Source organism: Clostridioides sp. ES-S-0190-01 (assembly GCF_020658275.1).
Lineage (GTDB): Bacteria > Bacillota > Clostridia > Peptostreptococcales > Peptostreptococcaceae > Clostridioides.
This window is the reverse complement of the sequence record NZ_JACVWA010000003.1, coordinates 18834-41926: the sequence shown is the minus strand read 5'-3', so window position 1 is coordinate 41926 and position 23093 is coordinate 18834. Positions and strand designations below refer to the sequence as shown.

Genomic DNA, 23093 nt, shown 5'->3' with positions numbered 1-23093 from the left:
GATTTGCCCAGACTGTAATACACAACATGACAGGGATATAAATGCAAGTATAAATATACTAAAAGAAGGATTAAGATTAGTGGGGATGGAACAGCCCTTAGAGCCTATGAATGCTTAGTACAAAAGTGCTATCGAATAGGAATCTTCATCTTCAAACGCTACCAAGGGTAGTTAAGGTGGAGTAGTTCAAAATATGTTAATAGATGATAAAAATATCTTTAAATATAATAACTTAAATTCTCAAAAAGATGATTATTTAATTTTTTTAAAACATTTAGAAGAAAAATAATAAAAAATATTTATATTAATAAAAATTATAAAATAATATATTATTTTATAAAAAATAATAATATTTATGCTTATTCGTAAAAATAAATATTATTTTATAAATATTTAGGAGAATTATTATGAATAAAAAAAATATCAATTTAATTAATGAACTAACAAAAGATATAATAGATATTTATATGATTGAAATTCCAATAAAAGATATGAATAATGTTATTGATAAAATGGGAGGAATAATTAAAAAAGATGATTCTTTAAGTGAATTTTCAGAATCTTATATTAGAAAATTAAAAAATAATCACTATGAATTTGAAATAGTGATTCCTTATGGTCAATCTAATCATATACGCAATATGCATATAGCTAAAGTATTAGGACACTTATTTTTGCACATGAGATATAATATAGATGAGGAAGTATGGAATTCTCAGAAAATAAATGAATTTTATAAAAGTAAAAATTTGCAAGAAGAAGAACAAGCTAAAGAGTTTGCACTTGCATTATTAATGCCTAAAAGTGAATTTGAGCTTATTGAAGAGAATGATGTAATTAATATAGATAAAGTTTCTAAATATTTTAATGTTACTCAAAGAGATTCTTTAAATCGAGTAAATAGTTTAGGATATATAAAAAAATAATTGTTTAAAAAGGTGCTTTTAAAAGCACCTTTTTAAATTCCTTGTTGAAGTATATATTTTATTTAAGATATAATTTTAATTATATAGGTAATATATCCCATAGAAATAGAGGTGAGGACCATGGATAATTTAGATTGGAGCAAGATAGGAGCTATAGGTACAATTGTAATAGGAGTAATAACTATAATATTAACTTTTATAGGAGTACGTCAGAATAAAATAAATGTAAGTAAGAAAAATAACAAGCAAGTTATTAAGGGTAAAGATATCTTAAATAACGAAATATCTCAGTTAAATAATAATAAGAAACAAGGAGATAATAAACAACTTATTAAAGGTAAGAAGATATCTAAAAATAAAATAAAACAAAATAATAAATAAAAGGATTAATATTATGGGAATAAGGAAAATATTAAGTGGAATCTTTTTTAATAACAATATTTCTGAACAAAAGATAAATGGGGTAATTTTAAGTGGAAACACTATAATACAAGAATCAAATATTTATAAAAATGAAAAAATAGTAGATGATTACATGAATGGAAAATTAGATGAAATAGAGTCTTTGTTTGAGGTCCAAAAATATGAAGAGATAGAAGATAAGATTAACTGGATATATAGGAAAAAACAAGATAGGTTTAGCGAAGTTATTGAAAGAAAGTTATTACAATATAATTGTTTTTTATCAATAGTAACAAATAAGAAAGATAGATTAATTGAATACTTCAAAGAACTAAAAAAATATGGAGAAGAAACAGCTGAATTTATAAATGTTAAATTTAACATAGCTATTTTTTATAAGGATGATAAGGTCTTTAGAGAATTAATGGTTATATTTGATCGTATGGATATGAATAGAACAGATATAGATTGTAAGGAAGCTAAATATTTATATCTTTCTCAACAATACAGTACTTTAATAGAAAAGTTTAACAATGAAAGATATTTAGAAATATTAGAAATAAAATCATATGTAGCTAAATCTTTAATTGCAATTAAAGATTTTAATAAAGCAGAGAAACTTTTATTTGAGATAAAAGAAATGGGAAGTAAGTATAAGGCTGATTATATACTTTGTAAATTAAATCCTATAAGTAGATGCTTAGATGAAGTCAATGAAAATGAAAGAGCCTTTCTTAATGAATGTTTGATTGAAATAGAAGAAATAAATAAAAAGGAATTAGAATTTAATCAGTTTAAGGAAATATCATACTATAAACTTCTGGCTCTTTTATTTGTCGATGAAAAATTAGCTCTTGAAGAAATTAATAATATACCTGATATCTTTAAAGAAGACACTGATTTTAATGTTTTAAAGATAAATATTTTTAATTTAAATGATAAATATGAAGAAGCAGAGGAACTTAGCAAATATCTTTTAGAAAATAATGCTGAAATAGATATATATATTCCAAGTATAATTAATAATTATTTAAGCCTTGAAAATTGGTCTAAAATAATAGAATTATTTCAGAAACATAGAGATTTTTTAGAAAATGTAGAGTTTGCTTTTTTTGCTTATGGTTTGTCTGTATTAAATTTGCATGGAGAAGATTTTTTAATTAAAGTAATAGATAAAGAATGTAAGATAAAAGGACATCTTATAGATTTATTATGTGCTAAAGCTAATTCAAAAAATAAAGAAAAGAGTGAATTTTATTTAGATAAAATTGTAAAAGATGTAAAAAATAAAGCTTCAATTTTATTAGAGGTAGCAAGTGAATATAAAGAGATGAATAATACTAAAAAAGCTCTTAACATAGTAAAAGAAAATAGTATTTATGATATAAGATTTTTTAAAAGATATCTTTCTATTGTTTTAAGTGAGAATATGGATGAGTATTATGATAATATCTTAGAAATATATATTAAATTTTATAGTGATACCTATAATGAATATATAGAAAAATGTATGTATTCTATCTATCTTAAAAAAGAGTTATATAAAGGGGCTTACTTTGTGGCTAAAAAATCATTTGAAAAATCTAAAAAAATAGATTGGGCAAATGAATTAGCTAAGATGAAATTAGTAAATAAAGAATTAGATAATTTAAAAGAATTTGCTGATATGTTAAACAACGAGAAAGAGCCATTATATTTAATAACTGCAAGTGAATTGTATTTGAAGCTTGGAGATACTGTTAAGGCGAGAGAATTAAGTTATAAGGTTGCTTTTAATGTAAATAACATAGATGTAAATCTTGCAAATAGGATAGGAAATGTTTTGTTAAAAAGCAAGAAACAAAATTTATCTGATCTTAAAAAGAATATGGAAGAAATTAAATTAGTTGAATCTGATTATGTTGTTATATTAAGATCGGATAAAAACAAGTTTTTGAAAGTTTGTTTAAATAAAGAATTTTTTTATAGAATTAGTGATATGAGATTTGGTTGTTTACAGATTAATACAAATGAAGATCTATGGATTAATCTTTTGGGAAGTAAAGTTGGGGATGAAATTTATTTCAAACAAGAAAAATATATAATAATAGAGATAATTAATAAATATAACTTTTTAACAAGATTGTGTTTAGAAATTAGATGTAAAGAAAAAGATAGTAGTATAAAAAGCTTTTCTATAAAAGAAAAAGATTTAAAGGATAATAAAAATAATGAGTTAATGGTAGAATTACAAAAAGATTTAGATTTGTTTTATAAACGTATTAATATTTATTTAGGGGAAGATGAACAAATGGAGTCTTTTGGAGCTCCTATTAATTATTTGTTTTCTGATTTAGAAAGGATTAATGATACAATAGACTATTTATTACTATCTAAAGATTTGTATTTCAAGGCAGGTATTCCAAATTATGTAGAGAAAGATAGTAAAGTAGTGCTAACAATGGTTACAACGTTATTACTAAGTAAATTTAATTTACTTGATGAATTTATGAATTATTATAATGTTTATGTCCCAAAGCGTTTAGTAGAAGATATAGAGAATGTACTAAATGATTTGACTTCTAATTTTAATAATAAAGAAATAAGTTTGTATTTAATTGAAGGAAAAATAAAGTTTAGTGAGAAAGATCAAAAATATAAAAAATCTGAGCTGAAAAACTTTAGTGATATAAGAAATTCTCTAAAAAAGGGGATTATAATATCTAAAGACATATATCTAAAAGATTTTATAAACTTACCTAAAAATGCTATAGGCACATCAGATATTGAAGCTTTTGAGATATCAAACAAAGAAGATGCATTTATATTTATAGATGATAAATTTACCTCATTGTATTATAGCTGTTATTATAGAAAAGATACTTCTAATATAGCTGGGTTTATAAATTCATCTATGTTTGGTAATTTTAATAAATACTGGAAGACAGCAAAGAAATTAATAGAAAGTAGGTATGAATATTTTTTTAATGAAAGCTATTTGAGAAGGATTATACATATCTTAGATATAAATAATAAAAATAATATAAAAAAATTTAGAAATATAATTAAAACAATTTTAAAAAATGACATAAATGGTTTTTATACTCTATTATTAAAACATATTTGTATAGATGTCACATTTAGGCTTAAACTATATCCAGAATATAAAGTGAAAATAGATATTATAATGGATATAATATCAAATTCAGAAATATAAATTTGATATTATTAATGTAAAATTTATATTTATAGTAATATTCCCTTTTCCCTTATTATTTTGAATACTAAAGATATTTAATATATATAATGAAATAAACAAAAATGGTATATTTAAATATATTTTGAATTAGGATAAGGGAGGATGTCTAATGGACCAATTAGAGTATAATTTAGCAATGGTAATGGAAACAGGGAGTTATTTAAAAGAGATAGAAGAACAATCATATGAAGTTTGCAGGGAAGCAATTATCAATGATAGCACTTCTATAAAATATGTAGATTGGGATGATTTAAAAGATAGTTTATCAGCCTGGGAAATAGAAGATCTTTGTTTAGAAGCAGTTGTGGACAAAGGATTAAATCTTAGATATATACCTTTTGATTTATTAAAAGATAAATTATCAAAAGAACAAATAGAAAATATAACCTTAAAAGCAATACAGGAATTCGAAGATGCATTCCAATTTGCTCCTATCCAAACTGATAGAATTTGCTCAGAAGCATTAGTACGAGATGGAAATTTAATTGCATATGTAAAACATAAAGTAACAAAGCTTTGTTTAATAGCAGTAAGGCAAAATGGATTGGCTCTTAAACATGCAGGAGGACAGACAAAGAAAATTTGTATTGAAGCAGTAAGACAAAATGGTTTAGCTTTAGAGTTTGTTCATACTCAAACAGAAGATATTTGTTTAGAAGCAGTTAGACAGAATCCATTTGCACTTCAATATGTAAAGAATCAAACAGATAGAATTTGTTTAGAAGCATTAAAAGAAAATAAACAAGTTTTTGAGTATATAAGAGATAAAGAAAAAGTTATAGGAAGGTTTTAGTAATGAAAAGAGTTGTCTAAAGTACAGATGACTCTTTTTTTATTATATCTTTTGAGTACATTTGTTTTTTAGGTTTTTTTAAAAAATAAACTTGACAAAAACTATTTTTTAGTATATTAATATAGGTTATTGTTCTGAGTAGTTGTGAATATTCTGAAAATTATTTGTTTTGTTTTTTATAAACAACGAAAGCTTGACATTAAGTGTTTATAACAGTAATATATAAAGTGTAAAGATGATTAATTTAGCAAAGAGCAGAGATTGTCCATAGTGCTATTGTAAATATTCTTTATAAAAAAATGGATTTAAAATGCCCAAATATTAAATTTAGCTATATTGATTAATCTAAGGCTATCTCTTATAGTTATGCCTATTTAACTTTTGTTTAGCAAGCTTAGTTGAGATTTTTATATATAGTGACAACTCCCTCCCCAAATTCATCTCTTTTTTCTTATTGTTTTATTTATAATATTATGTAGATATTTATTGTATGTTTATAATAAATAATATTAGGAAATCATAAATTTTAAATTTATATTTTAGAAATCAATACTTATTCTTATTTTTTATTAAAAAAATCTAATTAAAATAAATTATTAAAACTATAATAATTAAAGAGATAAATAGGTTTTATATTTAATAATTATAAAAAAGGAGAATTGAGTATGAGTACTTAAAAAATTGCTTTTAAAAATATGAATTTAAAACAAATTTTAGTAAAGACATGGTAGAACGAGTTTAGAGACTATCAGAAATGTTCTTTGGATGTATTTATCTAAACGTTGTAAAAAAAGACTATAGGAGCCTTTATATAAGTTAAAAATGAAAGGTAAGATGTTTTTATATTCTAATAATGATTAAATTTTATATAAACAATATAAAAATAAAATAGGAGATGGATATTTATGAATAATAATGAGGTAATAGAAATTACAGATAAGATAGCTAATATTAGTAGTAGCCAATTATCTATAGATAAGATAATTGAACTTTGTTTAGAGGTGGTAAAACAAGATGGTAATGAGATTCGTAATATAAAGTGGCATGAATTTAATTTTACAAAAGAACAGGCTCTAATGATATGTGTAGAGGCAGTTAAAAGTAAAAGAGAAGCAATAACATATATTAAATGGCCTGAGTTGAAATATAAATTTTCAGATAATGATATTAATTTAATTTTAGATTGCGTTGCATAGTTATTATATTAATATTTAGATATTAAAAACAATTAAAATTATAAGTTAAAGTAGAAATATAGAATACTTTGGAAGGATGAATATTGATATGTATGGGGGATTAGAAAACATTTTAAATTTATCAAGTAAAAAAATAGAAAAAGGTTAATAAAATGGATAGTGTTGTATCGAACAAAAGTATTTTTACTTTAACTAATAAATATATAAAAAAAATATATGCAAACATACAACATAACTTATCTAATATATTTAATGTTGTTTATTTAAAAGAAATGCTTTCAAATAAAAATGATATAGAAAATATAGATATAAGTATATTGTTAAATATGGAAATAGATACATTTTATGAATGTAAATTTATAGCTAATAATTTTTGTTGGATAAGTAGAAATGCTAATGGCAAAATGAGATATTTTACTAAAAGATATATTTTATATGGATTAGATATATATGATTTACTTTGTATTTTTTTTAATTGTAGACTAACCGAAATTTCAAGTATTTTAATAAAAAAAGGATTTGGAGAAAAAATAAAGAATAATTTTGGAATACAAAAGTACTCTGAAAATATAAAGATTATAGAAGAATTGTTAATTAAAGATAAATATTTAAAAGACATGTTAGAAGAAAAAATTGATATATATATAGCTTTAAATAATTATGGGAAAAAAGTTAGTGCAGAGTCTATTATTTTTAATAATAAAGAATTATTTTTTGTATCGCTTAGACATCTAAAAAATGAATATAGTTTAAATTATTCAATAAGTACAATTTCAAAAACTATAAACTTATACAATTTGTTTGGGTTAGTCAAAAGAATAGAATCAGATAGAATAAGAGATGAATTAGACATAAAGAGCAATGTCTGTTTATACTTTATTCCAAGTATAAATATCTCTATTAAAGAATTAAAATCAAATGATTTATATACAAAGAAAGAATTGATAAAGGATTGCAATTTAAATAGAACTGGAATAAATAAAATTTTGAATGATGAATATAATTTAGAACAAGACTTATATTTTTTTAAAAATAAGAAGAAAAATACTCATATAGTTGAGATAGAACGATTATTCTATTTTTATCTAAAGGAATACAATATAGTAGCAAAAGAATGGATTATGGGATCTGACAAAGTTAGTACAAGTATATCTACTTTTAATAAAAAATGGAAACAATTATCTGAAGACAATTCATTTATTGGGAAAAGTATAAAACCTAATAAGGTCTTAAAGAAAAAATATTCATTAAAAACGAATCAAGATGTGTTTGTATTATTTAATAAGTAATAGCTAATAAAAAGACATATAAGGTTTTTTTATTAGCTATTACTATATTGATTTTTTTATAAAATAGATAATATGTCATTAAAATCACTGTTATCATTATCAGAAAAAAGAGAAGAAAGTCTTCTAAAGTCTAAAAAATTATATCCATTTAAGAAAGAACTTAAATTAGAAGTAATTCTATCTAATGTATTTTTCTTATGTATAAGGCTATTTAATTCTGTTTCTACTTTATTTATTTGATTTTGTATATCTTCTTTATGTATTCTGCTTCTCTTATGTTTAAGCTTTAATACAGATAAGTTTTCTTTTAACTCTAATAAGGAATTTTCTATATACGAGTATTCATATTTATAATACTTTTCAGGGATATTTATAGTAAAAATTCTTTCATCATTATATTCTATATTTATTTCAAATTCTCCTGTTTTATATTTTATATTGGTTAATACAATCAAGTTCTCAATTTCCTCTAAATTATTTTTAATTAATAATACTATCCCATCTATATTTTTAAAATATAATTCCTTATACAATTCCTCTTTATTTACTGAACCTATCGTACATAATAAATTTATATCATGTATAGTATTTTTATTAAAGCTAAGAAGGAAATTATCTGGGGAAGAAAATATTTCTTGAAGGTCATCCATTTTATAAGTAATTGTATTCATTACATCATCTTTTAAATTTTCGAATAAAGGCAAATTTTTTATCTCCTTCCTATAGGTTTATTCAAACAATAACTTAATTCAATTATATAATAAAAAAATAATTTATAAAACACAAATAGAATATCTATATTAAATATACTAAAAAAATCAGAAAGGATATAAAAATGGAAGATAATATAAAACAAGTAATAATTATAAGAAAAGATTTGAAAATGCCAAAAGGTAAAATGGTTGCTCAAGGGAGCCATGCTTCTTTGGGAGCTATTTTAGAAATAATGAGAAGAAAAGAACTTAATAAAAATAACTATGAATTAATATTAGATGTTGAAAGGCATTCTGATTTAGATGTTTGGATTAATGGGATATTTAAAAAAGTTTGCCTATATGTAAATTCTGAGTCAGAGTTGACAAATGTATATAATAAAGCTATGGAGATGAAGCTTCCTACTTATATGACTGTTGATTTGGGATTAACTGTATTTAATGGAGTTAAACAAAAAACAGCAGTAGCTATAGGTCCAGCTAAAGGGGATAAAATAGATAAAATAACAGGAGATTTAAAATTATTATAAAATAATATGAAAGTTTGGTGATGTTTAATGTTAGAGAAATTAATATTTAGTGACAATAATAATTTTTATACTGAATCATTAGATAAAATTTTAAATTTAGATAAATTTTATATGCTGAGTTTTATTGAGACAAAAGGTTCACCAGTAATAATACCAATTACTTTAACAGATTATATTAGTATAATACTATTTGAAGAAGAGACCTTAGCAAATAAGTATTTATTGGATAATAAAATTGATAAAATTATGTTCGTTAGTGAAATAAAATTAAACTCATTATTATTATTGTTAAATAATTTATTTTATAGGGGGTTATCTGGAATAATTTTTAATACTAAAATAGAAAAAGATTATTATTCATATTATTATTCTATCTTTGATATTTTTAATAAAACAGAAAATTTTAATAATACATTAATAAAAGAAGACAATATTAATCTTATTAGAAGCTTAAATAATGTATTATTTAAAAATGAATATATCTATTACATATATCACAATACATTATCTGTACAAGATATCTTAAATTGCATAATTAGATACAATATATATAATGATTCTAAGGGGTTAAAATTTATAAGAATTTTTTTAGAAGAAAAAGAGATAGAGGACTACTGTAAGAAAAACAAAATCATAGATAATTCCAGTAATGATTATCCAATCACAACAATACCAAAGGAGAATTTATTCAATAGTTTAGTGGTTTTAATTAATAGAGAAAAGGTTGACTACGTTAATGTCTTTAGTAAAGGGAAGATGTATACAGTAGGATTAAATGATTTTATTACACTTATTATAAACATTGGGTTTAAACAAGTTATATATGATTAAATAAAAATATACCAGTTTATATACTTAAATAAGTATAAACTGGTATATTTTTTTAGCTCTAACATATATTAACTTCTCCTTATATACATAAACATCCATTTTAACCTGGATGGGGCAACATAATAATTTATTCCTTTTTTAAATATCTATATAAACACTCTTCATGAGTGGTAAGCAAATTAAAATTACATAAAATGTATCCTGATTTTTACTTTATACATAATATTATAGATATGTAACTATAATTTTATTACTATAGAGTGGTGATTTTTTTGAAATTTTGATTATGTCTTAATTGTGTATTAAAAAATTAATATATAATATTAAAAAAATTATGAGTAAAAAACTAATTAAAAAAAACTAATTAAAAAAATTTATCTGATTCGATTTTATATCTTTTATTATTTTTGGAATAACATTTTCATTTAAAATTATCCCTGATGTCTCTGCATAAACATAATAAACATCTCTATTAAATCTTTTTTTATATTTTTGGTTCTTTTCTTCATTTAATTCTATCGTTTTATTTAAGTAAGAGTTATTAGCAGAATAACTCTTGGGCTTTATCTGAATCCCACAAACAATAGAACCTTTAAAGTATATTTCATAATCTACTGCGAATAAGACATCAAAATCGCTTGGTGTGTCGATTAAAGAAACTTCATAACCTAAATTGGTTATCTTTTTTGATAAAGCATCTTTAGTATTAGATTCTCTCCAGATTATGCCATTCCAAGTCTCTCCAATTATACGAAAATAAGCTGTCAACATACATTCTTCTTTAGTTAATTTTAAAGGATTACCAGTTTCTAAAAGATGTTTATATAGGTAGCAACCTATTTTAGCAATTTCTTTTTTTGTTCTTCCATAATTAAGATTTATATTTTTATCATATGGATTTAATTTTAACAACTCTTTTCTTTTTTCTCCACTTTCAAAATAAAAATCGGCCCAATCAAGTTTATCTGAAAATTTTTTTTCTTTAACAAGTTTACTTGTATATCCAATTTTCACAGGAGAATTAAAGTGCATTTTATTCCAAATTTCATTGGTACTGTTAAATTTTTTTTTATCTATTGGGTTTTCAAATAAATCTAACATTTTGAATGCTATGTATCCTTTACTATTATTTAATTATTCATTTTAAATTTTAAAAAAGTTTGTAGTTCTATTAATCTTATATTATTAATTATAGTTAAAAAATTTTATATAGTCAACAGAAATGGTGAAATAATATAAAGAAAATTAAAAATAAACTACTCTATAAATCTTGTAGCAGAAGAAACTTTGTTCCAATCAATTTGAGATATTTTTATTACATCTCCAGTTCGAGGAGCATGGAGATATTCTCCATTCCCAATATAAAAGCCTACATGATGAGCTGGATATCCAAAAAATATAAGATCTCCTGGTAATAGTTCATCAATTTTAACTTGATTTCCATCTAATTGTTGGTCTCTTGCAACTCTGGGTATATTTATTCCAATGCTTCTATAAACATATTGTGTTAATCCAGAGCAATCAAATCCAGAAGGTGTTGTCCCTCCCCAAACATAAGATAGACCTAAAAATTTTTTTGCATTGTTTATTAGTAATTCTGCTTTTTCAGATGGAGTTGCATTAGGGTCAGGAAGTTTAAAATCTAAATCTTTAAATTCCATTGGATCCACTTGATTTCTTTTATTTATTTTTTCCTCTTGAATTAAATTATTTAAAGCAAGCTCAGCTTCTTTTTTAGAATTATTTAAAGAATTTTGTTCTTTTTTTAAATTCTTTTTATCCTTATTTAAATTCTCTGATTTATTCTTTAATGAATCTTGTAATTCATTTAGTTGTTCCTCTTTTACATTTAAAAGTTTTAAAGTTTTGTTGTTTTGTTTTATTATAACCTTTGAAAGTTCTATGTTTTGTAGTAACTCACTTACACTGTCACTTTTCAAAATAAGTTCTAATACTTTAAAATCATTACCCTTTATTGACTTGCTTAATTTAGAATCATTACACATTTCAAGTTGAATTTTTTTAGTATTATATTCTTTTTTTATATCTATTATTTTATGTTGTTTATCTAAAATTTCTTTTTCTGTAATAGATATTTTTTCTTCTAAATCTTTAATTCTTATTATATTATCGGTTATATTACTGTTTAATATCTGGACTTTCTCTTCCAAATCTTCTTTTGGAGAAGCATACGCTACTCCTGGCAATAGATTAGCCCCAATTATTATTAGCGATATTATACTAATTATTTTCTTTTTTATTTTCATTTAATTTCCTCCAAATACAAAGTTAATATTTATTATATTTAATCAGAATAGAAATAAAATATAATAAATATATGAATAATAGCAACTATTAAAATATTAATATTATTACTTATACTAAAAAAGAATAAATTTAATAACTTAATAATAAAATGTATTAAAAACGAGAGGAGGTAAATATTTAATTGAATTGCTAAAACCATATTCAATTGATTATTAGATAAATGGAATTATTAGAACTAATAAAATATAATTACAGTAAGAAAAATAGTAGTATTTCTATAATATTAAAAGAAATACTAAATGAAGAAAGTGATATTGTTATTAAAGAAAAGTTAAGTAGGCTTTTTTATATGGCAGAAGGCTATACAGAATATAAGGTAAAAGACCTGGCAATAAATTTAAATGTATCTAAAACAGCTACAAAGTATATGTTAAAAAATTTATTGGAAGAGAATAAGATAGAATTACTCAAGATAAATAATACTACATTTATAATCCCAATTATAGATAACATATTTTAATTGTAATATTAAATAAGATATAAGTAAAAAACTTATATCTTATTTAATAAATATGTATTTATAGAGCTATTGTATAACAGATAATCTTTTAAGGCTTCACTTTCATCTTCTTTATAGGAGTTAAATATCCTATAAAAATCACTTATGTCTTTTAGATTAAATTTTTTTATAAGATTATATAGTGTATTAAAATTTGCATTATTATAATACATATTATTACTATATATTAAATAATTCAAACACTCTGTAGGTTCATTTTTAGATAAATACTCAAAGTATTCAAAAGATATCCCCTCTCTTATCTCTATATAAATACCTTCTAATTCAGTATAAGAGTACAATGTGTATTTATAATCATTTCTTTCTTTCGTTATTACCATAATCTTATAATTTTTTAAAATTTCAATTAGAAATTTTTTTAGAATAGAGTTTTTTAAAATTTCATTAAGCTCTTTTAACATAAAATCATCACCTTTTTATAAATTTTTAAAATAAAAAACTTTTACTATTATTAGATAATATAGTTCCTATAATTTTTTTTTATTCAACTTATATGCTGTTTTATAGTGCATATATAAAGAATAAAATTGCGATTTATAATTTATAAGATATAACAAAATTATAAAGTTATGGGGGTGAGAGTTTGCTATTTTATAGATAAAATAGCAATAAATAAATGTATGTAGATACAAGTAAATTAGATAATATATTTAAAGGCCTTTTAGTAGAAATAGTGGCCAAAGAAGACAAAGAGTCGCAGAAGCTAACAAGGGGGTATGTAGATACCATCATTTCAAAAAAAGATAAAAAAGGAGGAATAATTGTTGAGTTAACAAATGGGAAAAAAGGAGCTGTTAAAGATATAGTCAATAAAAATCAGTTGAAAAAAGAAAATTTCAAATTTTACAATTTATTTATAAATGAATCTAAAATCTATTCTATTTGGGATAAGTCAAATAAAAAATTTCTTGTTGTTAGACATTTAAATAAGATATCTGGCAACTATGAAAATTTAGCATATTTATTTGATGATCTTGAAATGGCAAAAAAAGAACTAAATAAGATAAGTGATAAGAATTATGTATTAAAGCCAATTAGCAGAAAGAAATTTATAACAGATAATTTTAAAGAGAGTAATGTAAAAGCTTTTTCTATCAATAAGAAAAGAAAAATAACAAAAGAAAAATTGTTGGAACTTGAAATATATCTAAAAAGATAAAATACGTTGAATATAAACAATATAAATGTTATAATTTTTATTAAATAGTAAGTTATAAATAGGATTTATAATTATAAAGATATAATTATGTAAAAAATGATAGGAGCATATTTACGAAATGACTATATAAAGTAAGGATGTGTTTGTAATAGGTATATTAATAGAACTAATAGTCGATAAATTTGAGGACATTGTGGAACAGTTATTTCTATTATTTGGGATAATGATAGAAGTTATAATCCTTTTGATTGTATTAATGTTTTCAACAAACTTAGCTTTACTTATTTTTTTTATTGTAGTTTTATCAAGGTTTATTCAATTTATTTTTTTGACTTTGAATTGTGTAAAATTAGAAAAAGCTATTAATAAAGAGATTATTGAAGTTACTGAAGAATATAAAACAGTTTTAATAGGAATAACATTAGATAAGTTAGATATTTGTTTTAAGTGGAAGTATTTAGTACCAATACTTGGATTATTTTGTATAAATACTGATTATAAAAAAGAAATAAATAATCTAAATAACTATAGAGAAAAAATCTTGTTTGAATTTATTGATTTCTTATGTATAAAAAAATTTATTATTAATAATTTAGATGGGTCGAGTTTAAATTATAAAACTCGTACTTATGTTGAGGATATAGAGGTCAACTGTAAAAATAAGTATTATATAGTTATAATTGAAACGTTCTTGAATTTAAAGGAGTTAGTAGATAAAAACAATAAAATAATATCAGGAAATTATAGTCTTAATGAAAAAGAAAAAGTTATAAATGCTAAGAATGAAGCAATCTTAGCATTTGTAAAATTGCTTCATGATTTAAATTATAGGGCACAAAATGAAAAGAGTTTTTCTATGGAAGAAGAAAATAATTTAAATGAACTAAAAAAATGTGGAGATTTATTAAAGCGAATAAATAAAGATGTAATAGAAGAAAAAGCAGTTTTTATGAAATAGTTTGATTAGGAGATAATTAAAAGGAGGATAAAAAATGGAAAGTTTAGTTTTAAATGAAGTGTCAGTTAATGAGTATGCAGTGAAGTTTACAGAAGAATATAAACTAAATCTACGAAATGATAAAGATGTGAAATGTATAATGACTAAAATAGACATAAGTGAGATTGAGAATATTTTAGCATTTGGAGATAAATCTGCGAATTCGATTTCAAGGTTGTCTGATGAAATTTTAAGCACAACTCAAAAAATCCAAAAAGAAAAAGATATAGGAGCTATATTAAATAAATTAAATAAAACATTTAAAGGTTTTGACTTACAAGACTTGCAAAAAGAGGAAAAGGGATTTCTTAAGAAGATGTTTAATAAAGCCCAAAGCTCTTTTGATAATATAGTGGATAGATGTACAACAATTGGAAATGAAGTTGATAAAATTTACTTAGATTTAAAAAAACATGAAGTTGATATAAAAGAGCAAATAAAGAATTTAACTAACTTGTATGAATCTAATATTATATACTACCGAGATTTAGAAAAATATATAGTAGCTGGCGAAATGGCTTTAGAAAAATTAGATAATGAATTAATTCCAAGTTTAGAAGAAAAAGCATTAAACTCAGGAGAAAATATATCTTTACAAAAGATTAATATTTTAAAAAATAATAGAGATATGTTAGAGCAAAGGGTCTATGATTTAAAAATAGCTGAAAATATATCTCTACAGAACATTCCGATGATCCAGCAAATGCAAAAAGGTAATTTTGACCTTATGAGAGCAATAAAATCTTCTTTTATAATTACCTTACCTATATTCAAACAATGTTTAATAAATGCGATAGTATTGAAAAAACAAGAAAAAATGTATAAAGATATTGAAAGCGTTAGAAATATGACTAATGATTTTCTAATACAAAATGCTGAACATTTATCTAAACAAGCTCCTGGAATATCAAAGTTAGCAGGTAATAGTCAAATTAGTTTAGATTCATTAGAGACTTCTTATAAAAAAATTATGGAAGGGATAGACGAATGTAGAAGAATTGAAATAGAGAATAAGTCAAATTTTAAAGGAAATGCAAGTAGATTAGAAGAATTAAAAATGGGAATTTTAACTCAAGGAGCTTCAGGTCCTAAAATAGCTTCTAATAAAGGTGATTTTGGAGTTGAAAAATTTAATATATAGATAAAATAGCAATTGGTTGTTACATTTAATAATCAATTGCTATTTTATTGTTTTTATATGAATTATTAATATATTCATTATCTATAATATATAAAAAATTAGTATTAATATATTAAATAATGATATAAGGGGGTAAGAATATGATTGTTTTAGCTAAGAATAAAGAAGAATGTATATTTGAAAGTATAGTTGATGGGACAGGCTTAAGATTAGTTATATTTCTTGCAGGATGCCAGCATAGATGTAGAGGTTGCCATAATCCAGAAACTTGGGATATAAACAGTGGTGTTATGTACTCAAATGAGGAGATTGTTAACTTCATAGTAGAAAAATATAAAAAATGTAATGGCTATTATAAAGGTATAACATTTAGTGGAGGAGATCCCCTTTTACAAAAAGAAGAATTAGAGTACATTATTAAAGACATTAGAAAAAAATTAAAAGAATATAATTTTGATATATGGTTATATACTGGATATAACTATGAAGAAGTGATATCTTTTAAAGTTATTAAGTTAATTGATGTTTTAGTTGATGGTAAGTTTGACTTAGATAAAAAATCTATTAATTATAAGTTTAGAGGTTCGTATAATCAAAGGTTAATTTATTTAAAAAATGGAAAAATAGAAAAAATATTATAAAAAAATACAAATTACGTTGACTATAAACAATAAAAAAGGTATTATATATAATATAAAATGAAAAGGAAGGTATTATTATGCATAAAATAATTTGTGAAGGAAGTGCTTCTTTAGAAAAAATGATGAAAGATATTGTTGAGGTGGTTGTCCAAGCTATAGAGACTAAGACTAATGATGATAAAAATGAAGAAGATAGTAGTAAGAAAAATAGATTAAATGTGTTTTGGAGTGAGAAAATGAAGAAAGGAGAAATTTATGTTGATGAAATAACTGAACTTTCAGTTATGTTTAATATACCTCTCAATGATATTTATAGGACAATTAAGATATTAGGAATAATTGTAAAACAAGATAATAAACAATGTGTCGAAGATCCAGAGTTAGAATTTTATTTAGCAAATAGAATTGCTCTAATGCATATGAACAAATTAAATAAAGAAAATTTGAAATTAGCTAAGATTAATTTAATAGTAGAAACTACAGAAATTTATAAAAATATGTTTCCTGAAAGAAAAGATGTTACTGTAGTGCCAAAAATAGAAAAGAAAAAAGTAGTGTTATATGTATATAATAAGAATATAGAATTATTTCTAAAAGAAAATGATATAAATAAATTACAATTAATTTAATATAAAAAATAGAAAGAAAAAAGATACTTGTAAAATTTAAAAATTTTACAAGTATTTTTTTTGACATTGTTATGGTATAATAATTAGTAAATAAGATAAAAATGTATATATTGATTAACTTTGGATACTTAGTAAATTTAAATTTAATTAATGCATATATTTAAATGAATAAGTCGCTAAATAGGAATTTAAGTAATAGTAATTTTTTTGAAAACTATGAATATAAATTTTAAGAGCGAATTTAAAAAATTAGTGAACGGTTTATTATAAAGGAGGAAAATTTTATGTTTGTACCAAGTGGATATGTAGAATATACAAAAAATATAATAAATAATTTTATAAATGAAAATGGTTATGTGCCAAGTTTTAGTGATTTAAATAATTCTGATGTAAAACAGTTACATCAAATTTATGGAAGTTGGAATAAAGTTTTAGAAAATCTTGGCTTTATAAATAAAACAAATAACGCAGAAGATGTGTTAAAAGAAGTTGAAGAATTAAGAGATAGATTAGGTAAAATACCTAACAGAGAAGAACTTAAAGAAAATAATATAAATATAAAACCTTTACTAAAAAAGTATGGTAAATGGAGTACTGTAAAGAGTAAGTTAAAAACAGATGTAGTAATAGAAAATCCTTTACTTGAAAAAAATAAGGATAAAAATGCGATACTTTTGGAAAAAGTATCGAATATAAAAGAGATAGAGGAAATAATAGAAAAAATATTAGATTTAACAAATAACAAGAAATGTATTCCAACACACAAACAACTATTGAAAAATGGAATAAAAATAAATAAATTAATGAGAGTAATGGGTAGTTGGGAAAAAATAAAAAAAGAATTGAATTTAGAGTCAATTGTTTCTAAATTTGATGAAGATAAGATAAAAAATATAAAAAAAGAAATATTAGACATTAAAAATGAAAATAAGTACAAAAGGGCACCATCTGAGCTTCTTCTGAAAAAAAGAGGAGTAGATGTTAATCTATTGAAAAAGACTTATGGAAGCCTTAAAGAAGCATATAAAAAACTAAAAATAGAAGAATATGATATAGAAGTATTTAATAATGAGATAATAAAATTAACAAAAAATAAAATTAAAGTGCCAAGTATGACTCGTCTTGTTTTTTATAAGATTCCAATTAAAATTTTATTTTCTTATTATGGAAGTTATGAAAATATGATAGATAGCCTTAACTTGAAAGCTATTGTAGAGAAAGCTAAAACTATTAAAGAGGAAAAAGAAAAAATATTTAGAGATAAAACTATGAAAGAAATAATGGAAGTTTACCAGATACTTGATAAAACTCCAATTATACGAGAGCTTAAGGAATATGGAATAAAAACAGCAACATTTTTTAGGAAATTTGGTAATTGGGGAGAAATAAAAGCAAAACTTAAATTGCCAAAACGAAGCAAGTACACAAATACAGAAATAAAAGAAAGTAAGAGAATAATTTTAGAAATGACACAATCTTTGGGTAAAATTCCAACTATTCAAGATCTTAAAGACAATGGAGTTCGCATAAATTATTTAATTAATAGATATGGATCTTATTCAAAGTTATTATTAGAATTAGGATTAATTACAGAGCCTTTAAAAAATAAATATACAGATGCAGAGCTGGAAGAAAGTAAGAGGATAATTTTAGAAATGGCACAAGCTCTGGGTAAAAAACCAACTATCCGAAGTCTTAAAGATAGTGGAGTTCATATCAATTATTTAATTAAGAAATATGGCTCTTATTCAAAACTATTATTAGAATTAGGATTAATTACAGAACCTTTAAAAAAAGATAAGGTAGAAATTAGCATAATATAATCTTAAAATAAGAAAATATCTAAATTAAAGATGTTTAAATTGGAGTAAAACAAAATGAAAAATAATTTACTTGAAGCGTTAAAAGAAAAAAAGGTTCTTAAAAAAAGTATAGGTGGAGGACTGAAAGTAGAAGATATCTTTTCTATGCCTTCTTATAAACGTCCATTAAGACAAGTTAAAGATGATTTAGTTATATATTATATATCTAATAATAATGTGAAGAAAAAATACGTTGTTTTTGGTGGCGAAAAATATAAAGTAATAAAACAGATAAAGGATAATAACGCTGTTGAGTTTTATATCCCTTTGTTTGTTCTTAAAAATTATTTTAATGACTTAGACGAATTTGATTATATCTATGACTCATTGGCTGAGATAGGGCTGTTTTAATTATTATGGTCGGGAGGAATAGTCCTATTCTTTAACTTATGTTTAGATATAATTAAAATATATTAACTATTGGAAAGGAATGATATTATGAAAGATGTAGAATTAGAATTAAAAATTTCAATACCATTAAAACAAGTTGCTATTTTTTTGGCTACTGTATCTATGGTATTGTTATGTTTTTCTGCTCTAAGAAATTTCGATAATATAAAATCAATACCAGTAAGTGCATTAGGTATAACAACTGGATTTATAATATTTCAACTTGGATTAAGTTTTTTTGAAAATAGAAAAAAATCTAAGAGTGAATAAAATTCTATGTTTGTAGATAAAAGGAGTTTTATCAGAAAAATCAATTTTAAGAAAACTCCTTTTTTTAAAAATTAAATATCTCATATTAAAAACAAAGTCAATTCTCTACAGTAGTATTAATGTGCCAAAAGTCTATAAGCACTATCCAACTTATCTTAAAATAATATTATTCTCAAATTAAATTAAAAATTTTATCATTTTTATTGCTTATAAACAACAAAAATGATAAAATTTTATATAAAGAATGAATAAAAAAGCTTATACTATAATATAATTTATATGTTATTATAACTAATAGTTAAGTAATTATAAGCTTATTTTAAACACATAACTGGAGGAATGATAAAATGGATACATATAACATAGAAAAGATAGACAAGCTTTACAATATGGTAACAACTTTAAAAAACAAAAATAGTTGCGAATCTAATGTTAATATGGATGAATTTTATAAGTCTTTTAATAAATTGAAAATATATATAAAAAAAGAGTTATCAAAAGAGAGTTTAAAAGACTTAAGTGATAATAATTATAAAAAACTATTAGAGAGAGTATTCTCTTTTATAAAAGATGAACAAATTGAGATATCTTATAAAAGTATTTTTTTAAAAATATACTTTATGAGTGAATGTATATCACAAGAAATTTGTTTTTTATGTGAAACAGATAATTAAAATAATTATTATAAACCTTCTTGTTTTGTTTTTTTAGAAAAACATAATAAAGTAAAGATAAAATAGGTTCCAAGAAGTTAGAGTAAGAATGATAGAATCATCACTGCGGGATCCTTGAGGGCAAATTTTTTAGGTTTTTTAGGCCCTAAACCTAAAAGAACAACTGAATTTAGCTGGTTAATTAATAAATACCAAGCTATCTAATAATGTTTTAATATATATGTACACAAAAAAAGATTATATAATATAATCTTTTTTTTGTGTACATATATATCGAAAAATGTTTTATAAATACAATAAATACAATAAAAAATATTATGTGATAATTTATAACATTTAAAAAATGCGAAAATAAATAAAAAATAAAATAATATATATTTATTTATTTAAAAACATAAAACAATCTAATAAAAACAATCCTTTTAGATTATAAAAATATTAACATAAAACTATACTAAATAGTTAAAAAGTTTATATAAAAAATAATCTATTAGAAGGAGAGAGTGTATGAACCAGTATGAAATAGATTTAAAAATAGCAATGAAAAATGGCATATATTTAAAGTGTATAAAGAACCAAGATTATAGGGTATGTATTGAAGCATTAAAAGAGAATGGGAGGGCTTTAGAATATGTAAGATGGGATAGCATGACGCTATTAGAAGAAGAGATTAAACAAATCTGTTTAACTGCTGTAAGGAAAAATGGAGATAGTATAAAGTATATAAATTGGAATAAGCTTAATTTAAAAACAGAAGATATTATGGAGATATGTATAGAGGCAGTAAAGAGAAACCGTTGGGCATTTAAGAATATACATTGGGCTCAAATAGTAAAAAATCTTTCAGAGAAGCAAATCTATCTTATTTGCCTTGAGGCAATAACAAGCTTTGGAGAAGTTTTAAAATATATGAACTGGGATTTGTTAAACCTTACAGATAAGCAAGTTTATAATTTGTGCTTAGAAGCAGTTGGACAAGAAGCATGGAATATAGCTTATATAAATAATAATTTATCTCCATATAAAAAAAATAAATTATATCTTATTGCTATAAAGCAAAATTTAGACGTTATTATTTTTATTGAGAAATATACAGAAGAAATACTTTTAGAATTATCTAAAATGTATGCAATAAAGGATAGAGATATATTAAAAAGAACAATAAAGGAAAGAGCTATAGAGACTATTAAAAATAATCCAAGCTTTATTATATATATAAAAAACCAGACTTATGAGATTTGTTTAGAAGCTATAAAAATAGATGGTTTTTGTATTGAACTAATAAAAAACAGAGATATGTTTAAATATAATATCTTAAAAGAAACTATTAGAAGTAGAAAAGTAATAGCGATTTATATAGATGGGAGATGGTTATTTACTATAGGATGCCAAAATAATATTACTAAAGAAGAATTTATTTATAGAATTTATAATACAGATGGAGGTTTTGATTTAGAGAAAGGTGTTAATGTCCATAGGAAAATATATCTTGATTTCTTAGAACAATTTTTATAATGGGAGGATTATTATGAGTGAAGTTTTTAATTATAAAGAGGAGTTAATTTTTATAACAAATGATGGAAATAATATAAATATAAAGAATGCATATTTTATATTTGATCCACATGATGAAGAGTATTATATAATAAGTTATAAAAAAAATAGAGGTAATTACGAATCTATTTGGTTTCAAGATAGGTACAAAGAATTAAGGAAGGACCTCTATAATAAAACTTATTTTAAAAGAGCTAATTTAAATATGGTTATGGAAAAGTGTAATAAAGAAATTAGTAGTATTGGAGAAAAGTACAAAAATGAAATAATAGGGTTAGAAGAGGATATATTATTTAGAAAAGGAAAAATTATTTTAATAGAAAAGGAAATAAATAATATTAAAAACAAGGAATTAACACCAAATAGAATTAAATCTATTAGAGAAAAAAGTAAAGGCTTAAGACGTTTATACAAGAGGGTAGAAAATAAAAATAATGAGATAGAGAAGCTTAAAATAAGATTAAGTTCTCTTAGAAAAGATACCTTTTTTAAATTAAAGAATGTCTTAAAACAATAAACTACTTAAAAGCTCAGCATATGCTGAGCTTTTTTATTTTAATTATTTTTAATTATGCAGTATCTCTTATCTATTCTAATCCCATTTACACAAGTGTCTAAAGCGACAACTCTTCCGTTTAATTTATTTACAATAGATTTATTTTTTTTGTAACTTTTTCTTCCTTCAGATTTTAAATACCTTTTCTTTGTAAATACCCCTTCTGTAACATTATTTGGTTTAGGGAGTAAACTAAGGGCTTGTTTTATTTCTTCTAAGCTTTTAGGTCCAATACCATTTATTGCTAAAAGATCATTAGATGTCATCGTTTTTAACTTTTCAATGGAGTTTATATTAGCTTTTATTAGATAATTTACTATTTTTTTAGATAATTTAAGTTGATTCATATTTTTCTCCTTTTATATTTTTTATAATCATATATAAAATATAAAAAAATATAATTAAAGTTTGAACTACTAAAAAAATTTTCTATAAAACATATAAATTGTTATTA

26 protein-coding genes are annotated in these 23093 nt (G+C 22.6%); 21 read left to right on the top strand and 5 right to left on the bottom strand.

Annotation, left to right across the window (positions count from 1 at the left end; genetic code table 11):
- The 7 genes from IC214_RS00675 to IC214_RS00645 all read left to right on the top strand — a co-directional run.
- Nucleotides 1-118: transposase (locus IC214_RS00675; protein ID WP_227866131.1), on the top strand; the 118-nt coding region annotated here is incomplete at its 5' end.
- A gap of 289 nt (nucleotides 119-407) precedes the next feature.
- Nucleotides 408-926, top strand: a complete 519-nt coding sequence (locus IC214_RS00670) for an ImmA/IrrE family metallo-endopeptidase (protein ID WP_227825143.1) — start codon at nucleotides 408-410, stop codon at nucleotides 924-926.
- Between the two features lie 120 nt (nucleotides 927-1046).
- Nucleotides 1047-1307 (top strand): hypothetical protein, encoded by a 261-nt coding sequence (locus IC214_RS00665; protein ID WP_227825144.1) that lies wholly within the window; start codon nucleotides 1047-1049, stop codon nucleotides 1305-1307.
- A gap of 13 nt (nucleotides 1308-1320) precedes the next feature.
- Complete coding sequence (locus IC214_RS00660) at nucleotides 1321-4524, top strand: tetratricopeptide repeat protein (RefSeq protein WP_227825145.1); 3204 nt, start codon at nucleotides 1321-1323, stop codon at nucleotides 4522-4524.
- Between the two features lie 151 nt (nucleotides 4525-4675).
- Nucleotides 4676-5359: a DUF4116 domain-containing protein gene (locus IC214_RS00655; protein WP_227825146.1), complete on the top strand. Its 684-nt coding sequence runs from the start codon at nucleotides 4676-4678 to the stop codon at nucleotides 5357-5359.
- A 905-nt stretch (nucleotides 5360-6264) separates the two neighbouring features.
- Nucleotides 6265-6555 carry a hypothetical protein gene (locus IC214_RS00650; RefSeq protein ID WP_095903682.1) on the top strand — a complete coding sequence of 97 codons (291 nt, stop codon included), beginning with the start codon at nucleotides 6265-6267 and terminating at the stop codon, nucleotides 6553-6555.
- A gap of 152 nt (nucleotides 6556-6707) precedes the next feature.
- Nucleotides 6708-7844, top strand: a complete 1137-nt coding sequence (locus IC214_RS00645) for a hypothetical protein (RefSeq protein WP_227825147.1) — start codon at nucleotides 6708-6710, stop codon at nucleotides 7842-7844.
- A 56-nt stretch (nucleotides 7845-7900) separates the two neighbouring features.
- Here IC214_RS00645 and IC214_RS00640 read toward each other — a convergent pair whose 3' ends face one another.
- Nucleotides 7901-8548, bottom strand: a complete 648-nt coding sequence (locus IC214_RS00640) for a hypothetical protein (protein WP_227825148.1) — start codon at nucleotides 8546-8548, stop codon at nucleotides 7901-7903.
- Nucleotides 8549-8679: 131 nt separating this feature from the next.
- Here IC214_RS00640 and pth2 point away from each other — a divergent pair, with 131 nt between their 5' ends.
- Both pth2 and IC214_RS00630 read left to right on the top strand, forming a co-directional pair.
- Nucleotides 8680-9087 carry an aminoacyl-tRNA hydrolase gene (pth2, locus tag IC214_RS00635; RefSeq protein ID WP_227825149.1) on the top strand — a complete coding sequence of 136 codons (408 nt, stop codon included), beginning with the start codon at nucleotides 8680-8682 and terminating at the stop codon, nucleotides 9085-9087.
- 27 nt (nucleotides 9088-9114) lie between these two features.
- The gene (locus IC214_RS00630; RefSeq protein WP_227825150.1) at nucleotides 9115-9918 is read left to right on the top strand and encodes a hypothetical protein; all 804 of its coding nucleotides are present in this window, start codon (nucleotides 9115-9117) and stop codon (nucleotides 9916-9918) included.
- A 360-nt stretch (nucleotides 9919-10278) separates the two neighbouring features.
- On the opposite strand, the gene IC214_RS00625 is transcribed toward IC214_RS00630, so the two are convergent.
- The gene (locus tag IC214_RS00625; protein WP_227825151.1) at nucleotides 10279-11019 is read right to left on the bottom strand and encodes an MjaI family restriction endonuclease; all 741 of its coding nucleotides are present in this window, start codon (nucleotides 11017-11019) and stop codon (nucleotides 10279-10281) included.
- 155 nt (nucleotides 11020-11174) lie between these two features.
- Nucleotides 11175-12185 carry an NlpC/P60 family protein gene (locus IC214_RS00620; RefSeq protein ID WP_227825152.1) on the bottom strand — a complete coding sequence of 337 codons (1011 nt, stop codon included), beginning with the start codon at nucleotides 12183-12185 and terminating at the stop codon, nucleotides 11175-11177.
- 221 nt (nucleotides 12186-12406) lie between these two features.
- Here IC214_RS00620 and IC214_RS00615 point away from each other — a divergent pair, with 221 nt between their 5' ends.
- Nucleotides 12407-12706, top strand: coding sequence for a hypothetical protein (locus IC214_RS00615; RefSeq protein WP_227825153.1), 300 nt, complete (start codon nucleotides 12407-12409; stop codon nucleotides 12704-12706).
- Nucleotides 12707-12738: 32 nt separating this feature from the next.
- Here the strand turns inward: IC214_RS00615 and IC214_RS00610 are convergent, their stop codons facing one another.
- A complete protein-coding gene (locus IC214_RS00610) occupies nucleotides 12739-13167 on the bottom strand; it encodes a hypothetical protein (RefSeq protein ID WP_227825154.1) in 429 nt (142 codons plus the stop codon).
- A 215-nt stretch (nucleotides 13168-13382) separates the two neighbouring features.
- Here IC214_RS00610 and IC214_RS00605 point away from each other — a divergent pair, with 215 nt between their 5' ends.
- The 11 genes from IC214_RS00605 to IC214_RS00555 all read left to right on the top strand — a co-directional run bounded on the left by IC214_RS00605 (nucleotide 13383) and on the right by IC214_RS00555 (nucleotide 22600).
- Nucleotides 13383-13925: a DUF2196 domain-containing protein gene (locus IC214_RS00605; protein ID WP_227825155.1), complete on the top strand. Its 543-nt coding sequence runs from the start codon at nucleotides 13383-13385 to the stop codon at nucleotides 13923-13925.
- A 139-nt stretch (nucleotides 13926-14064) separates the two neighbouring features.
- Entirely contained in the window at nucleotides 14065-14883 is an 819-nt protein-coding gene (locus tag IC214_RS00600) for a hypothetical protein (RefSeq protein ID WP_227866130.1), read from the top strand.
- Between the two features lie 34 nt (nucleotides 14884-14917).
- Nucleotides 14918-16063, top strand: a complete 1146-nt coding sequence (locus tag IC214_RS00595) for a toxic anion resistance protein (RefSeq protein ID WP_227825157.1) — start codon at nucleotides 14918-14920, stop codon at nucleotides 16061-16063.
- A 140-nt stretch (nucleotides 16064-16203) separates the two neighbouring features.
- Entirely contained in the window at nucleotides 16204-16704 is a 501-nt protein-coding gene (nrdG, locus tag IC214_RS00590) for an anaerobic ribonucleoside-triphosphate reductase activating protein (RefSeq protein WP_227825158.1), read from the top strand.
- A 77-nt stretch (nucleotides 16705-16781) separates the two neighbouring features.
- Nucleotides 16782-17333 (top strand): hypothetical protein, encoded by a 552-nt coding sequence (locus IC214_RS00585; RefSeq protein WP_227825159.1) that lies wholly within the window; start codon nucleotides 16782-16784, stop codon nucleotides 17331-17333.
- A 284-nt stretch (nucleotides 17334-17617) separates the two neighbouring features.
- Nucleotides 17618-19156, top strand: coding sequence for a hypothetical protein (locus tag IC214_RS00580; protein WP_227825160.1), 1539 nt, complete (start codon nucleotides 17618-17620; stop codon nucleotides 19154-19156).
- 54 nt (nucleotides 19157-19210) lie between these two features.
- Nucleotides 19211-19546 (top strand): hypothetical protein, encoded by a 336-nt coding sequence (locus IC214_RS00575; RefSeq protein ID WP_227825161.1) that lies wholly within the window; start codon nucleotides 19211-19213, stop codon nucleotides 19544-19546.
- A gap of 87 nt (nucleotides 19547-19633) precedes the next feature.
- The gene (locus IC214_RS00570) at nucleotides 19634-19855 is read left to right on the top strand and encodes a hypothetical protein (RefSeq protein WP_227825162.1); all 222 of its coding nucleotides are present in this window, start codon (nucleotides 19634-19636) and stop codon (nucleotides 19853-19855) included.
- Nucleotides 19856-20202: 347 nt separating this feature from the next.
- Nucleotides 20203-20529, top strand: coding sequence for a hypothetical protein (locus tag IC214_RS00565; RefSeq protein WP_227825163.1), 327 nt, complete (start codon nucleotides 20203-20205; stop codon nucleotides 20527-20529).
- A 507-nt stretch (nucleotides 20530-21036) separates the two neighbouring features.
- Nucleotides 21037-22044 (top strand): hypothetical protein, encoded by a 1008-nt coding sequence (locus IC214_RS00560; RefSeq protein WP_227825164.1) that lies wholly within the window; start codon nucleotides 21037-21039, stop codon nucleotides 22042-22044.
- Nucleotides 22045-22057: 13 nt separating this feature from the next.
- Nucleotides 22058-22600 (top strand): hypothetical protein, encoded by a 543-nt coding sequence (locus tag IC214_RS00555; protein WP_227825165.1) that lies wholly within the window; start codon nucleotides 22058-22060, stop codon nucleotides 22598-22600.
- 38 nt (nucleotides 22601-22638) lie between these two features.
- Here IC214_RS00555 and IC214_RS00550 read toward each other — a convergent pair whose 3' ends face one another.
- Nucleotides 22639-22986, bottom strand: a complete 348-nt coding sequence (locus IC214_RS00550; protein WP_227825166.1) for a DNA-directed RNA polymerase subunit alpha C-terminal domain-containing protein — start codon at nucleotides 22984-22986, stop codon at nucleotides 22639-22641.
- Between the last annotated feature and the right edge of the window lie 107 nt (nucleotides 22987-23093).

Excerpts from the sequence above, each read along its gene's own strand:
- IC214_RS00670 (WP_227825143.1), top strand. The coding sequence starts at position 408 with ATGAATAAAAAAAATATCAATTTAATTAATGAACTAACAAAAGATATA.
- IC214_RS00665 (WP_227825144.1), top strand. The coding sequence starts at position 1,047 with ATGGATAATTTAGATTGGAGCAAGATAGGAGCTATAGGTACAATTGTA.
- IC214_RS00660 (WP_227825145.1), top strand. The coding sequence starts at position 1,321 with ATGGGAATAAGGAAAATATTAAGTGGAATCTTTTTTAATAACAATATT.
- IC214_RS00655 (WP_227825146.1), top strand. The coding sequence starts at position 4,676 with ATGGACCAATTAGAGTATAATTTAGCAATGGTAATGGAAACAGGGAGT.
- IC214_RS00650 (WP_095903682.1), top strand. The coding sequence starts at position 6,265 with ATGAATAATAATGAGGTAATAGAAATTACAGATAAGATAGCTAATATT.
- IC214_RS00645 (WP_227825147.1), top strand. The coding sequence starts at position 6,708 with ATGGATAGTGTTGTATCGAACAAAAGTATTTTTACTTTAACTAATAAA.
- pth2 (WP_227825149.1), top strand. The coding sequence starts at position 8,680 with ATGGAAGATAATATAAAACAAGTAATAATTATAAGAAAAGATTTGAAA.
- IC214_RS00630 (WP_227825150.1), top strand. The coding sequence starts at position 9,115 with ATGTTAGAGAAATTAATATTTAGTGACAATAATAATTTTTATACTGAA.
- IC214_RS00625 (WP_227825151.1), bottom strand. The coding sequence starts at position 11,019 with ATGTTAGATTTATTTGAAAACCCAATAGATAAAAAAAAATTTAACAGT.
- IC214_RS00620 (WP_227825152.1), bottom strand. The coding sequence starts at position 12,185 with ATGAAAATAAAAAAGAAAATAATTAGTATAATATCGCTAATAATAATT.
- IC214_RS00615 (WP_227825153.1), top strand. The coding sequence starts at position 12,407 with ATGGAATTATTAGAACTAATAAAATATAATTACAGTAAGAAAAATAGT.
- IC214_RS00610 (WP_227825154.1), bottom strand. The coding sequence starts at position 13,167 with ATGTTAAAAGAGCTTAATGAAATTTTAAAAAACTCTATTCTAAAAAAA.
- IC214_RS00605 (WP_227825155.1), top strand. The coding sequence starts at position 13,383 with ATGTATGTAGATACAAGTAAATTAGATAATATATTTAAAGGCCTTTTA.
- IC214_RS00595 (WP_227825157.1), top strand. The coding sequence starts at position 14,918 with ATGGAAAGTTTAGTTTTAAATGAAGTGTCAGTTAATGAGTATGCAGTG.
- nrdG (WP_227825158.1), top strand. The coding sequence starts at position 16,204 with ATGATTGTTTTAGCTAAGAATAAAGAAGAATGTATATTTGAAAGTATA.
- IC214_RS00585 (WP_227825159.1), top strand. The coding sequence starts at position 16,782 with ATGCATAAAATAATTTGTGAAGGAAGTGCTTCTTTAGAAAAAATGATG.
- IC214_RS00580 (WP_227825160.1), top strand. The coding sequence starts at position 17,618 with ATGTTTGTACCAAGTGGATATGTAGAATATACAAAAAATATAATAAAT.
- IC214_RS00575 (WP_227825161.1), top strand. The coding sequence starts at position 19,211 with ATGAAAAATAATTTACTTGAAGCGTTAAAAGAAAAAAAGGTTCTTAAA.
- IC214_RS00570 (WP_227825162.1), top strand. The coding sequence starts at position 19,634 with ATGAAAGATGTAGAATTAGAATTAAAAATTTCAATACCATTAAAACAA.
- IC214_RS00565 (WP_227825163.1), top strand. The coding sequence starts at position 20,203 with ATGGATACATATAACATAGAAAAGATAGACAAGCTTTACAATATGGTA.
- IC214_RS00560 (WP_227825164.1), top strand. The coding sequence starts at position 21,037 with ATGAACCAGTATGAAATAGATTTAAAAATAGCAATGAAAAATGGCATA.
- IC214_RS00555 (WP_227825165.1), top strand. The coding sequence starts at position 22,058 with ATGAGTGAAGTTTTTAATTATAAAGAGGAGTTAATTTTTATAACAAAT.
- IC214_RS00550 (WP_227825166.1), bottom strand. The coding sequence starts at position 22,986 with ATGAATCAACTTAAATTATCTAAAAAAATAGTAAATTATCTAATAAAA.